This window comes from Cuneatibacter sp. NSJ-177 (assembly GCF_022867805.1).
Taxonomy (GTDB): domain Bacteria; phylum Bacillota; class Clostridia; order Lachnospirales; family Lachnospiraceae; genus Pseudolachnospira.
Genome location: NZ_JALIFO010000013.1, coordinates 21,789 through 35,198 on the forward strand (window position 1 = coordinate 21,789; position 13,410 = coordinate 35,198).

10 protein-coding genes are annotated in these 13,410 nt (G+C 49.3%); 1 reads left to right on the forward strand and 9 read right to left on the reverse strand.

Features of this window, described 5'->3' with window-relative positions:
- Positions 1–4: 4 nt before the first annotated feature.
- From MUB23_RS16270 to MUB23_RS16305, 8 genes are all read right to left on the reverse strand, one after another.
- Positions 5–1,333, reverse strand: coding sequence for a UDP-glucose dehydrogenase family protein (locus MUB23_RS16270; protein WP_244801806.1), 1,329 nt, complete (start codon positions 1,331–1,333; stop codon positions 5–7).
- Positions 1,330–2,304, reverse strand: a complete 975-nt coding sequence (locus MUB23_RS16275) for a glycosyltransferase family 2 protein (RefSeq protein ID WP_244801807.1) — start codon at positions 2,302–2,304, stop codon at positions 1,330–1,332. Before MUB23_RS16275 ends, MUB23_RS16270 begins: the two co-directional genes overlap by 4 nt.
- A 396-nt stretch (positions 2,305–2,700) precedes the next feature.
- Entirely contained in the window at positions 2,701–3,708 is a 1,008-nt protein-coding gene (locus tag MUB23_RS16280) for a glycosyltransferase family 2 protein (RefSeq protein WP_244801808.1), read from the reverse strand.
- Positions 3,705–4,883, reverse strand: a complete 1,179-nt coding sequence (locus MUB23_RS16285; RefSeq protein ID WP_244801809.1) for a glycosyltransferase — start codon at positions 4,881–4,883, stop codon at positions 3,705–3,707. The genes MUB23_RS16280 and MUB23_RS16285 overlap by 4 nt, the downstream gene beginning before the upstream one ends.
- Positions 4,884–4,935: 52 nt before the next feature.
- Positions 4,936–6,000, reverse strand: coding sequence for a glycosyltransferase family 2 protein (locus MUB23_RS16290; RefSeq protein WP_244801810.1), 1,065 nt, complete (start codon positions 5,998–6,000; stop codon positions 4,936–4,938).
- A gap of 17 nt (positions 6,001–6,017) precedes the next feature.
- Positions 6,018–7,079, reverse strand: coding sequence for a glycosyltransferase family 2 protein (locus MUB23_RS16295; RefSeq protein WP_244801811.1), 1,062 nt, complete (start codon positions 7,077–7,079; stop codon positions 6,018–6,020).
- A complete protein-coding gene (gene glf / locus MUB23_RS16300) occupies positions 7,076–8,182 on the reverse strand; it encodes a UDP-galactopyranose mutase (RefSeq protein ID WP_244801812.1) in 1,107 nt (368 codons plus the stop codon). Before glf ends, MUB23_RS16295 begins: the two co-directional genes overlap by 4 nt.
- Positions 8,166–9,539 carry a sugar transferase gene (locus tag MUB23_RS16305; RefSeq protein WP_244801813.1) on the reverse strand — a complete coding sequence of 458 codons (1,374 nt, stop codon included), beginning with the start codon at positions 9,537–9,539 and terminating at the stop codon, positions 8,166–8,168. The genes glf and MUB23_RS16305 overlap by 17 nt, the downstream gene beginning before the upstream one ends.
- A 594-nt stretch (positions 9,540–10,133) precedes the next feature.
- On the opposite strand from MUB23_RS16305, the gene MUB23_RS16310 reads away from it, so the two are divergent.
- Complete coding sequence (locus MUB23_RS16310) at positions 10,134–11,654, forward strand: VanW family protein (protein ID WP_244801814.1); 1,521 nt, start codon at positions 10,134–10,136, stop codon at positions 11,652–11,654.
- A 91-nt stretch (positions 11,655–11,745) separates the two neighbouring features.
- On the opposite strand, the gene pruA is transcribed toward MUB23_RS16310, so the two are convergent.
- Positions 11,746–13,371: an L-glutamate gamma-semialdehyde dehydrogenase gene (gene pruA / locus MUB23_RS16315; RefSeq protein WP_244801815.1), complete on the reverse strand. Its 1,626-nt coding sequence runs from the start codon at positions 13,369–13,371 to the stop codon at positions 11,746–11,748.
- Positions 13,372–13,410: the final 39 nt, after the last annotated feature.

Here is a 13,410-nt window from a genome sequence, read left to right on the forward strand (position 1 = left end):
CCCCTTACATCACTCCATATCCTATAGAGTGTGCTCCATTCACAATGCGTCTTCCTACACTATCGTAAATTATATCTGTATCTTCGAACTGTTCTAAATGGTAACAATTTCTCCCATCAATAACTATCGGTTTCCGCATATACTCGCTGTATTTATGCACATCTAGGCGTTTAATCTCTTCCCAATCCGTGAAAATCATACATAAATCTGAATTTGTAAGTGCTTCTTCAATGGTATCGCAATATACAATACCTTCCGGAAAACGCTTTTTAAAATTTTCACTGCCTACTGGATCCCACGCCTGTATTTTACACTCCTCATCCATAAGAATGGGAATGTTCACTAACGAAGGGGCCTCTCTCAAATCATCCGTACCAGGTTTAAACGTGAGGCCCAAAACTGATATCGTCAATCCTTTTAACTCCCGATAAAATTTTCTTGCTTTCTTAATCATTCGCAATTTCTGGTTGTCATTGACTTCAATCGCGGCTTTTATCGTTTTCATTTCATAGTCGTGAAAATTGGCAAACCAATGTAAAGCTTTTGTATCTTTAGGGAAACAAGATCCACCGTATCCAATTCCTGCATGTAAGAACTTATTTCCAATACGTGAGTCAAATCCCATACCGGTTGCGACATCTTCTATATCTGCACCAACCAACTCACATAGGTTAGCAATCTCATTAATATACGAAATTTTCAACGCTAAAAAATCGTTTGAAGCATATTTTATCATTTCTGCACTTTTACGGTTGGTTATAAGTAAAGGGGCAGAGAAATCCTGATAAACCTTTTTTAGAATATTTGCGACGAAGTCTTCCTCCGTTCCAATGATAATTCTAGAAGGGTAAAGTGTATCTTTCACAGCTGTTCCTTGTGCCAAAAATTCTGGATTTGAAGCCACAAAAACACGGATCCCTGCCCGTACACGTTCCTCGAAATAGACTTCCAGCCGATCATTCGTTCCAATTGGTACCGTAGACTTAACTACAACCACACAATCCTTCACAACATTTTCCGCAATCTGATCAGCAACAGAATAAACATATTTTAAATTAGCAGAACCATCTCTTTTCTCTGGAGTACCTACCCCTATAAAAATCACATCCGCCGTGCTGTATGCTTGCATATAATCGGTGGTATAACACAAGCGCTGTTTATTTTTTTGCATCAGCTCTTCTAAGCCATCTTCGTAAATTGGAGATATTCCTTGGTTCATCAAAGCAATTTTCGCTTCATCCACATCAACGCATGTCACTTCATGACCATTTTCGGCCAAACAAACTCCTGTAACTAAACCAACATATCCAGTTCCTGCTACCGCAATCTTCATTCTTCTTCTGTCTTTTTCCTTTCTAACTCTGACTGTGCATAATCTAAACGTTTTACACGATACTGGATATCCTCCAACAATTTCCGGTTTGCCGCGATAATATCAGCTTGTAGCCCAACAATAAATGTGGACACACCACAAAGCATTAAAGTACTTGATAAAATCAGCGACTGGATATGCCCTGCACTGTCCCCGATAAACATAAAGTATAAAAAACGCACCCCTACTGCAAAGCCCACCAAAAAAACAATCGAACCGATTAAAGTGAAACAGATCAACGGCCGATACATCAAAAAAGCTCGAAAAATAGTCAACACGGATTTTTTTATATAACCAAACATACTGCTAAATAACCTAGATGGACGCAACTCCTCATTTGTGCGAATAGGTACCGAAGTTATCGCCATTTTGTTTCTTCCTGCCTGTACAATAGTCTCTAAAGTATACGTATATTCATTTACTACATTCATCCGCATAGCTGCTTCTCGGCTATAGGCCCGAAAACCACTTGGCGCATCCGGAATATCTGTTTTTGACGCTTTCCGAACCACCCAGCTGCCAAAATGCTGCAGCTTCTTTTTCAGAGGTGAAAAGTGCTCCGTCTGGTCTATCGGTCGTTCTCCAATCACCATATCTGCTTGTCCATGCAAAATAGGCTGGATTAGCTTCTCGATATCCTCTCCGCAATACTGATTATCTGCATCTGTATTTACGATAATATCAGCTCCATTTCGAAGACAGGCATCTAGGCCCGCTATAAAACCTTTAGCCAAACCTTTATTCTTTTTAAAACTGACTATATGGTGAACCCCCCATTCGCGTGCCACCTGTACCGTATTATCTCTGCTTCCATCGTTGATAATTAAATATTCTATTTTATCTACCCCATCAATTTGCTTCGGTAAATCATTTAATGCGATTTTTAATGTTTCTTCTTCATTATAACATGGTATCTGTATAATAAGCTTCATGCTTTTACTCCTTTGCATAATATCTTATTCAGTATAACATAGTCCCATATAAAAATCTATATCAGTCTTAAATTTCCAAGTCTATAAAAGCAATCTAAAAGCCTCTTTAGTTTTTAGAAGTTGTTAATGTTTGTAATCCATTGACCTCGGACCCATAGCCAGTAATAAAAAAGCGCGGCAAAAGCAGGCCGATACCAATGGTAACAACCTGACCTAATATAGAGTAAAATAGATTTTTTATTCCTCGATCTCGGTTCAATGGCTTCCTCTTCCCTGGATTGTATTTCTGCAAAGACCTGATTCCTTCGAAACACAGTTGCAAGATCTACAAAACAGCATTTCACCTATCCATTCATCCGTGCAAAATCCCTCACAACTTCTTTCGCGATCCTCTGCCTACTCCTCCTCTTCCACCCGTTCCCGTCTCAAAAACCGCTTCAAATCCTCCATCTGCCTCAGCCGCCAAAACTTCTCCCGGTACAGCCAGTCCGCCTTCCAGCGCACATGCAAAGGCATCCGTCTGACATATTCGTTCTCCTGCCAGCAGGGAAAGGCCGCCTGCATGGCGTCGGCTGTTTTGGACGCCAGATCTTCTCTCCCGCACTGCAGATAACGCATTCCGCCCAGCAGCAGCAGATGCAGCCACCAAAGATACTCCACTTCCGCCGGAAACGTTTTCTCCAATTCGCTTCTCAACCGCTCTGCCGCTGAAAAAATACAGTCCATTTTTTCCTGATATCCGGTCTGGCGCATGATGGATGCCGCGCTCTGTTCATAGTGATACACTTTCTGAGGCGTATAGCCAATCTTCAAGGTGCGCAGCGCCAGCAGCGGAATTGTCGCCAGATCTTCATAAATGATCCCCTTCGGAAAACGCAGCGCCTCTCGGCCCTCTTCTGCCTCCCACAGGCTTCTTCTCATCCACTTATTCCAGGGGCACGGCCTGGTCAGCAAAAATTCCTCCTTGGTTAAAGCGCCTTCCTGACGCACCGGCAGCACGGCTTCCAGAGCCGAATAAGGGCGCTCCTCCCGGTCCTCGGAATCTTCCCAGCCGTCAAACAAGAGGACATCCCAGCCGGACCGCTTCACTTTCCTCCAAAGCATCCCCAGGCAATTCTCTCTCAGCCAGTCGTCGCTGTCCACCCAGGTCACATACTCCCCGCAGGCAGCTTCAAGCCCGGCATTTCTGGCGCCGGCAACTCCCTGATTTTCCTGAAAGATCAGTTTGACTTTTTCCGGATACCGCCTCCGGTAATCTTCCAATATCCGTCGGCTGGCATCCGTAGACCCATCGTCCACCAGGATGATCTCATATTCCTCCAGATCCTGGCGCAGCAAGCTTTCCACACAGCGCCGGAGTGTCCCCTCCCGGTTATAGACCGGGACCAGAATACTTAGCCTCATTCTCTGCTCCTTATCAAACGTTCCCACTGTTCACGGGAAATCTGGTTATCCAAATGCTGCTGCTCCGCTTTCCGGCGGAACTGCTCCAGCAGCTCCGGCTTACTCAGGATCTCTCTCAGCCCCTTTTCCATGCCTTCTTCCGAGTTTTCACAGACCAAACCACATCCGGTCAGGCCGATCAGCCGGGAAGATGAGGTGGTTTCTGTGGTCAAAACCGGCAGCCCTAGCGTCTTTGCTTCGTCAAATACCATGGGCGCCGCCTCGTGAAACGAAGGCAGAAACAGGGCGTCCGCCCGTTTCATGTAGCAGTAGGGATTTTCTTTTTGCCCCAATAAATGGATCCGTTCGGAAAGTCCAGCGAGCCTGATCGCCTCCTCCAACTCCTCCCGGCACGGACCGTCTCCGATCACGTACCAGTGGAGGGCCGGATAGTCCGGCATGACCCGCTTCATCACTTTGAGAGCCCGCATATGACCTTTCTCCGGCGTAATCCGGGACACGGAAATGAGGTTTGTCTGTTCCGGCAGAAAACCTTCCACCGGTTCCTGCGCCAGCCTTCGGATCAGCCCGTAGTCCGTGCAGTTGTACACGATCTGCGTCCGGTCCGCCAAATCCGGCATCACCCGAAGAAACGCATCCCGGCAGCCTCTTGAGACGCAGGCGATCCGGTCAAACTTCCGGTAAATTCTCCGGTTTCCCCTGGTGTTTCCTCCGTAATGCTCAAAGTCACAGTGGACAAACGTCGCCTTCTGCGAAGCTTCCACTTTGTTCAGTACAAACGCATTGCAGCCGATTGCAAAGGCCCGGCTGGAATTATCTTGGGCAAACGCCACCGCCGTGTCATAGCCGGACAAGGCCGGTACTGTCGAAAACACGCACCGCCGGGGAAATGCGTTCCCAAACAGGCGGCTCCACAGTACAAAAAATCCGCGGAACAGCGCCCCCTTCTTGGATTTCTTTTGCAGTTCCGACTGTGGGATTCCCAGCAGCGGCAATAGTCCCTCCGACGGCAATAGCCGCACATCGGAAGGAACATCTTTCAAATACGGCCCCCAGGGATAAAACAACAGCAAATCAACTGCATAATCGCCGTGAATTTCCCGAAGCAGATTGACCAGCGCTTTCGGGATCCCCCCATGGTCCAGATTATTACACACAAACAGGATCCGTTTCATTGTGCCTCCCAATACTTTTCTGCAGAACGCGTCTGTAACCTGCGAAATCCTATCATCCTTTCAAGCGCCGGAACAGTCCCGGCATCCGGCTCTTAATCAGATGCACGGCTCTTCCCACCGCCAGACATCCGGCAGTCCATCTCTTCTTCAGACAAAATGCCAAAGCAGCCATCCCAGCGCCTTCCGGCGAAGCATACTCCATCAACTCTCGATACAGACGGCTCCTATAGACCCCATTCAAAAACAAAACCCGGTCCTTATGTCCCATGTTTGCCTGGACATCCAGATTTCGTTCCAATGCCGAGAGCAGATACCGCAGCCAAAAACCGGCAAGCAGCTTTCTCACATCCGGGGTATCCCTCTTCCAGCTTTTTTGCTGGTCAAACAAACCTTCCACCCGCCTCATGGCGATCGCATAATAATCCGGCAAAAAACGTCTGGTCAGACTGGTTTCGGGTCTCAAATTATAATGAGTGAGCGCCGTTCCCAATACATTGAGGGATCTAAGATTCTGAAAAAATATCAGATTGAACATAATGTCTTCGTTAAAGGCCTGCACAGGAATCGGGGCATCCAACGCTCTCCAGACATCCGTCCGGTATGCTTTGTTCCAAAAATATCCGTACAGGCTCTTCGCTTCCAAAAGCAGCGTCACCTGGCGAACCTGTCCAGAGTTGTCGCATGTGCCGGGAGGAACCGTGATTTTCCGGCTGGAGATCAGGCGGTCGCTTTCATCCCTGCTGTCCTCCAGCACGCCCCAAACCACGGCGTCCGCCGGATGTTTTCTTAGAGAAGCCTCCGCTTGTTCCATCAGACGGCTCTCATAGGTATCGTCCGCGTCCAAAAACAGCAGATAGGCCCCGCAGGCCTCCCGAATCCCGGCGTCCCTTGCGCGGGAAGCGCCCACGTTGGGATCCAGGGCAAGAATTCGGATTCGCTGATCGGTCTCTGCCAGCCGCTCCGCCAGCAGCAGTCCGCCATCCTCCGAGGCATCGTCCACCAGCAAAAGTTCAAAATCGGAAAAAGTCTGCTCAATGACTGAGCAGACGGCTTTCCTCAACGTTTTTTCCGCATTGTAAAACGGAAGGATGACACTGAAAAACGGTTTCTTTTCCATGATTGTCTCATCCTCCTCTACCGCTTTGCCTTTAGAGCGGCAAAAACCTTTACATTCTTTGTCTTTACAAGGGTGATCGCCTTCGCCTCCAGAAGAGTCAGCGTCACACATTTCCAGCGGATGGGAAGCAGCATCAGCTTCATCATGCGAGAGCGCGGCACAGCCAGTTTCAGGGAATGCCGGACATTGTTCGACGTAATCCAGTTTCTCACCAACTTCCGCTTTTCCCGGTAACTCTTTCTGCAATTGGGGTTGGTCAAATTTTCCAGGCATCCAATGAACCGTTCAATGTAGCGGCGGGCCACCATCTCGCGGCTTGGCGCATCGTTCACTCCCCAATGGCGGTAAAGCTCCTTCATCCAGCCGTGTTCTTCCTCCCGCTTTTCATACATCCCTTCCCGGTAAGCTGCGGTCTCCGACTCGGCCCGTTCCCGGATAAAATGATAATATTGCCTGGAGGTAACCGTAACCCTTTCGATATCCCGGATCACGGACAGGATAAACGGAAAATCATCCCAGAAGGTGGGCGGAAAACGAAAATGTCCCGATTCAATGTATTCCCGCTGCCACAATTTGTTCCACGGCGAATATAACTGGTTTTTGTCAAACAGCCGGTAAGCATTTTCATGGAATTCCTGGGCGTTGGAAAAGACTGAGTCTGCGACAAAAAAATCATCCGTACGGAATTTCCCCGGCTGATAGTAAGTGTCAATATAAAATCCGGCGACCACCAGCTGGGCATGATCCCGCTCTGCCAGGGAAACCATATCCGCCAGCATATCCGGCTCCGCCCAATCGTCCGCATCCATAAAATAAAGATACTTTCCCTGCGCCGTATCGATAGCCAGGTTTCGGGCGCTGGGCGCGCCTCCGTTTTCTTTGTGGAAGACCCGGATCCGCGGATCCGATTCGGCATAGGTGTCGCAAATCGCCCCGCTGCGATCAGGACTTCCGTCGTCCACAATCAAAAATTCCCATTCCGGCAGCGTCTGCTTCTGAATGCTTTCGATGGCCCGCCCCACGTAGGCTTCCACCTTGTAGACCGGCATAATCACGCTGACCATGATTTGTTTTGTCATTTCTGCCATTCCTTTTCAACCAGCCGAAAGGCCGACGCAATTACTTTATCCATGTCATAGTAACGGTATTCCGCCAGACGGCCGCCAAAAAGCATTCCCTCTTCCGCCTCGGCAAGTTCCTGATATTTTTGATACAGACTCTGATTTTTTTCATCGTTGACCGGGTAATAGGGCTCGTCGCCCTCCTTCCACTCAGCCGGATATTCTCTGGTGATGACGGTCTTCGGCTGTTTGCCGAAGTCAAAATGCTTGTGCTCAATGATCCGGGTGAACGGCGTCTCCCGATCCGTGTAATTGACCACGGCCACCCCCTGATAATTCTCTTCGTCCAGCACCTCGTCCTCAAAGCGCAGGCTCCGGTATTCCAGACGGCCGAACCGGTAATCATACAGGGAATCTAAGGTTCCGGTATACAATACCTTATCTCCCAAGGCCCGGTAGGCTTCCCTGTTTTCATTAAAGTCGGTTTCAAATCGGAAATCACAGCCCTCAAAAAGCACCTTGATCAGCCCGTTATAGCCTCCCACCGGGATTCCCTGATATTTATCATTAAAATAATTATTGTCATAGGTAAAACGAACCGGCAGGCGGCGGATGATAAAGGCAGGAAGATCCCGGCAGTCCCGTCCCCATTGTTTCTCCGTGTAGCCTTTGACCAGTTTCTGGTAGAGATCCGTACCCACCAGGCGGATTGCCTGCTCTTCCAGATTGGCGGGCTCGCCGTCCACTGCTCCCCGCTGCTTCTCAATCATGGCCTCCGCCTCCGCCGGAGTACGAATGCCCCAGAGGCGGTTGAACGTATTCATATTGAAGGGCATATTGTACATCTCCCCGTGGTAATTTGCCATGGGAGAGTTGGTGAAGCGGTTGAACTCCACTAGATTGTTCACAAAATCCCAAACTTTTTGATCCGAGGTGTGGAAAATATGGGCGCCGAAACGGTGAACCGGGATCCCCTCGATCTCCTCGCAGTAGAGGTTCCCGCCGAGCTGCCCCCGTTTTTCCAGTACCAGGCAGGTCTTCCCCCTTCGTGTGGCATGCCAGGCAAATACTCCGCCGAATAGGCCTCCGCCTACAATCACATAATCATACTTTTTCTTCATGCTGATGCCTCTCGTCCTCCTCCGAGAACGCCTCCGTGCTGTCGCTGGCTTTAAACAGCACAAGGATCGTCTGGAAAATAATTTTAATATCATTCCACAAGCTGAAATTTTCAATATACATCAGATCTAAGATCAGCTTGTCCTTGGATGTCGTATTGTATTTCCCCATGATCTGGGCGTATCCGGTCAGTCCCGCCTTGACCCGGTGCCGGTACTGAAATTCAGGCAGGCTTTCCGAGTAGGCATAGACATATTCCGTCATCTCCGGCCGGGGGCCCACCAGGCTCATGTCGCCTTTTAAAATATTGAACAGCTGGGGAAGCTCATCCAGGCGGTATTTCCGCAGGAAACGTCCCACCGGGGTGATCCGGTCGTCGTGATCCGTCACCAAATGTTTATCCGCGTCCTCCACCATTGTCCGAAATTTATAGATCGTAAATACTTCGCCGTCCCTGGTGACCCGGCCCTGGCAGAAGAAAATCTTTCCGCCGTCTCCCAGCTTAATGGCCAAAGCACAAAGGATTAAAAACGGGCTGGTGATGACCAGGCCCAAAAGAGCGACCACGATGTCCATGATCCGCTTCACCATCCGCTGCTCCACGGATAACTCCTTAATCTCAGCGGCAATCATCGACACATCGTCCAAAATCACATGGCGGGAATTGATGTTGACCACGTCCACAATCTCCGGATTGTAGTAGACGTTTTTCATCTTCTGATAACAGTATTCCACAATCTCCGTCCTGCGCGAGCTGGGTACGTTATTCAAAAAGACCGTGTCCACTTTTAAAATCTCTTCCCAGATCACCGGATCATCGTAGAGTAAAATGTGTCCCACCTGGTACTGCTTTTTATACTTGTTGATTCCTCTTCTCAAATCGTGGAGCGTTTCCTGCGAATCCGTGATAATCAAACAATTCTCCGGTTTGACAAACGCGAAATAAATTGCATGTCCGCCGTAAGTAAAAACAATGATTAAAAATATCTGCAAAAGGAAGACGACAATCAGAAGTAAAATGTCCTCCTCCAAATATTCCTTGTTATTGGCATCGTTGGTGTTCATGATTATCAACATAATGAAGGTAAAAATATCCGTAAACAACACCGACAGCGTCAGAGAATAAATGATCGGCTTACTTTTCCGCCTGCCAATATCATATCTTCCGTAGATATTGGTCAGCAGCAGGCCGCCGACCACGAAAGTAACCGCCGTGACCGCCGCGGTCCGGGAAGGCACCAGCATCTGCGGATTGTGGATGGAAAGAATGAGGAAAAAGCTTCCCATCAGCATCGCATACAAAATCAACTTCATCGCCAGGACGATGCTCTTCCGGCATTTGTACAATATACTTTTCAAAACGTTTCCTCTTTTTGATTTTCCTGTAATAAAAATGGTCAGAATTTCCGACTATAGTAAGGGTATCACGTTCCGCCCTCTCCGTCAAGTTTAGCCGGGAAAACTTAAGTAAATACTAAGGAGAATCAATCAAAAAAATCCAAGTGGAATTCCTGCTGAAAAGATGGATTTTCCGGTATAAACTTGGTCAGATATGCAGGTATTCCTCTTGCCGTCCGATTTGAAATATGTGCCATTTGCCATATGATAAATATAATTTGGAAAAACCTCAAAAAAGTTAATGACGAGCCGTTCATTCGGCAATAATGATACTAATAAGTAGGATGTCCCATTACAATAGAAGAATTTCACTCGGAATACAGCAAATGATTCGTCATTCGCATGTTGATTCACGCCCCGCATGGAAACTGCCTGACGAATCCCCGGCGTGTTCCCTCGCAATTCTGTTAACTTCTCTCTACAAAATATGACAGATTTTTTAAGAAACCATTAAATCCTCAGAAAGACCTGGTTTTCATCTTGCATTTGAATTCGGGGATTGTTATACTAATGCCGTTAAGATTCACCCGGATTCAAAAGAAAAGGAGCAATACTATGAAATTAAGACACCTGCTGGCCGGTACCGCCTTGTGCATGGCTCTGTTCGCATTTCAAAGCCCGGTATTTGCGGCTCCGGCGGAGCAAAAAGAAGAAAGCATCGCCGAGGGTGTATACGCTGGTGAGGTAAATATTGGAGGACTCAGCAAGGAGAAGGCCAAGGAGGCCGTAGATTCTTACTATCAGGAAATCGCTTCCTCACCTTTTACCGTCACCATGGATACCCAGTCCATCCAGACGACTCTGGCGGAATTGGGGCTCTCCTGGGATTCCCAAAATGCCCTGGACGAGGCAGACCGCCTGGGAAAAAGCGGTCCGATTCTGCAGCGATACAAAACCTTGATGGATATGAAGTACGGCCATGTCGTGCTGGAGGTGCCCTACCAAATCGATGAGGCAAAAGTCCGTGAATTTGTAAAAAGCCAGGTGGCTTCCCACGATACAGAACCCAAGAATGCAACGATCACCCGGAAAAGCGGAAGTTTTATTGTGACGGAGCACACCACCGGGCTGGCCACCGATCAGGAGACCACGGTCAATAATATTCTGACCGCGGTAAAGGAAAATCTTGCTTCCAACATGCAGGTAGCCGCCCAGGTAGAGGTTACGCAGCCATCCCGCACCTATGACGAGCTGAGTTTGATCCAGGACCGGTTGGGAACCTTTTCCACGGATTACAGCGACAGCGTATCCGGGAGAAAAACCAATATTTCCGTTGCCACAGAGCGGCTGAATGGAAAGGTGCTGATGCCGGGCGAGAGCCTGTCCGTCAGCGAAACCATCCTGCCGCGAGAACCGGAAAACGGATATGAGAAGGCAACCCAGTTTAAGGACGGAGACACGGAGGAAGCGTACGGCGGCGGCGTCTGCCAGGTTTCCACGACCCTTTACAACGCCCTTCTCCGGGCGGAGTTAAAGGTTACCTCCCGTTCTCCCCATTCTATGGTTGTATCCTATGTTCCTTATTCTACGGATGCCGCGATTGCTGCGGGTTCAAAGGATCTGGTTTTTGAAAACAATCTGGATCACCCGGTTTATCTGGCCGCCAGCGCCGACGGGAGCACGCTGACTTTCAGTCTTTACGGGGCGGAATACCGGCCGTCCAACCGCAAAGTTGAATTCGAGTCCACCACCGTTTCCAAAAAGGATCCGGAGCCGAAGACCGTCTACGACGCCAATATGTATGAGGGCGAGCAGAAATCCACCGGCACCAACAAGCCGGAAGTCACGGCTTACCTGGAAAAGGTTGTCTACGAGGATGGAAAAGAAGTCAGCCGTACCAAGCTTCACACCGATCATTACAGCGGCGCGTCAAAGACCACGGTAGTGGGCACCAAACCCAAGGAGAGCGTCCCTGCGGTAGTTCCCAGCGAGTCGCCCACGGATAATGCCAACACGCCTTCCGAGGCCCCTTCCGATAATACCAATGGAAACAGCGGAAACAATGGGAATGGAAACGGGAACGGCAATGGCAGCAATGAAGGCGCTGTTGACAGCGGCGGAGAAGCGGAAGAATAGGAACGGAATCAAAGGAAGAACGCAGAAAAGCAAAAATAAAAGAACGACCGGCTGGCCGCGGAAAATATCCGGGATACAGCCGGTCGTTCTTTTATTTCATATGCGGATACAAAATCTCCCGGTCCGGAAGACGGTTTTCCTTGATGGTCCTCTGGCTGATCCAGCGCATCATATTGACCCGGCTTCCGGCTTTGTCGTTGGTTCCGGAACGGCGTCCTCCGCCAAAGGGCTGCTGACCCACCACCGCGCCGGTGGGTTTGTCGTTGATATAGAAATTGCCGGCCGAATGCGTCAGTGCTTTTTCCATCTTGACGACAGCCATCCGGTCGTTGGCATAGATGGCGCCGGAAAGTGCATATCCTGTGCTCTGGTCGCAGAGCGCCAATGTTTCGCCGAGTGTTTCATCCTCATAGACATAGATGGTCAGGACCGGCCCGAAAATTTCCTCCACCATAGTGCGGAAATCCGGCTTCTTTGCCAGTATAATGGTTGGTTCAATAAAGTATCCCACCGAATCGTCCAGATTACCGCCTTCCAAAATTTCACAGTCCGGCGAGCTCTTGGCGAAATCCAGGTACTCTTTCACCTTGGCAAAGGATTTTTCATCGATCACAGCGTTCAGGAAGGCGTGAATATCGCGAACATCCCCGGTTTTCACCAACGTCATGGCCTGGTGAAGTTTCTCCTTGACCTGCGGCCACAGAGAAGCCGGAACATAGGCTCTGGAGGCGGCGGAGCACTTCTGCCCGGCGAACGCGAAGGCCCCGCGGATCAAGCCGCTAACCAGGGCGTCCGGATCCGCGCTGGCATGGGCAAAGACAAAATCCTTACCGCCTGTCTCCCCCACCAGCCGGGGATAAGATTCGTAGTCATCAATATGTTCGCCGACCTGCTTCCAAATGCTGTTGAACACTTCGGTGGAACCAGTGAAATGGAATCCGGCCATCTTCGGATCCGCGACAACGATCCGGCCAAAGTCCGAACCGCGGCTCGGCACAAAATTGATGACGCCGGCCGGCAGTCCCGCTTCCTCAAAAATTTCCATCAGGTAATAGCTGGAAAGCACCGCAGTCGTGGAAGGCTTCCAGACGACCACATTGCCGGCCATGGCAGGAGCCGCGCAGAGATTGCCGCTGATGGAGGTAAAATTAAACGGAGCCAGCGCCGCCACAAATCCGTCCAGAGGCCGGTATTCATTCCGGTTCCAGATTCCATGGGTGTTGACCGGCTGCTCACAATAGATCTCTTCCAGATAATATGCGTTGTAGCGCAGAAAATCCGCCAGCTCGCAGATCACATCAATTTCAGCCTCGTAGACATTTTTACTCTGCTTTAGCATACAGGCGGCCGTCATCTTTTTCCGGTACGGTCCCGTCAGTAAGTCGGCTGCTTTTAGGAAAACCGACGCCCGGTGTTCCCAGGAAAGAGATTCCCATTCTGCTTTTGCCTCCATGGCTGCCTGGACAGCTTCTCTGAGCTCATTCTCACCAGCCAGATGCGTATGGGCCAGCACGTTTCCATGGCAATGGGGCTCCACAGCGTCCAGGATATCCCCTGTGTATATTTTCTTTCCTCCGATCACGCAGGGAATCTCGATCCGATGAGAAGCTTGATACTCCAGCTCCTCACAAAGCTCCTTCCAATCGCCGCTTTCCGCCATGTAGGCTTTTACCGGCTCATTGGCCGGCTTATTTAAATGAAAAAATCCTTGATTCATTGATCCATACCTCCTTCTTTATCTTGTATTCAGTATAAC

What these genes read in the sequence shown, in the direction of transcription:
- MUB23_RS16270 (WP_244801806.1), bottom strand. Translation starts at nt 1,333, where the DNA reads ATGAAGATTGCGGTAGCAGGAACTGGATATGTTGGTTTAGTTACAGGA.
- MUB23_RS16275 (WP_244801807.1), bottom strand. Translation starts at nt 2,304, where the DNA reads ATGAAGCTTATTATACAGATACCATGTTATAATGAAGAAGAAACATTA.
- MUB23_RS16280 (WP_244801808.1), bottom strand. Translation starts at nt 3,708, where the DNA reads ATGAGGCTAAGTATTCTGGTCCCGGTCTATAACCGGGAGGGGACACTC.
- MUB23_RS16285 (WP_244801809.1), bottom strand. Translation starts at nt 4,883, where the DNA reads ATGAAACGGATCCTGTTTGTGTGTAATAATCTGGACCATGGGGGGATC.
- MUB23_RS16290 (WP_244801810.1), bottom strand. Translation starts at nt 6,000, where the DNA reads ATGGAAAAGAAACCGTTTTTCAGTGTCATCCTTCCGTTTTACAATGCG.
- MUB23_RS16295 (WP_244801811.1), bottom strand. Translation starts at nt 7,079, where the DNA reads ATGACAAAACAAATCATGGTCAGCGTGATTATGCCGGTCTACAAGGTG.
- glf (WP_244801812.1), bottom strand. Translation starts at nt 8,182, where the DNA reads ATGAAGAAAAAGTATGATTATGTGATTGTAGGCGGAGGCCTATTCGGC.
- MUB23_RS16310 (WP_244801814.1), top strand. Translation starts at nt 10,134, where the DNA reads ATGAAATTAAGACACCTGCTGGCCGGTACCGCCTTGTGCATGGCTCTG.
- pruA (WP_244801815.1), bottom strand. Translation starts at nt 13,371, where the DNA reads ATGAATCAAGGATTTTTTCATTTAAATAAGCCGGCCAATGAGCCGGTA.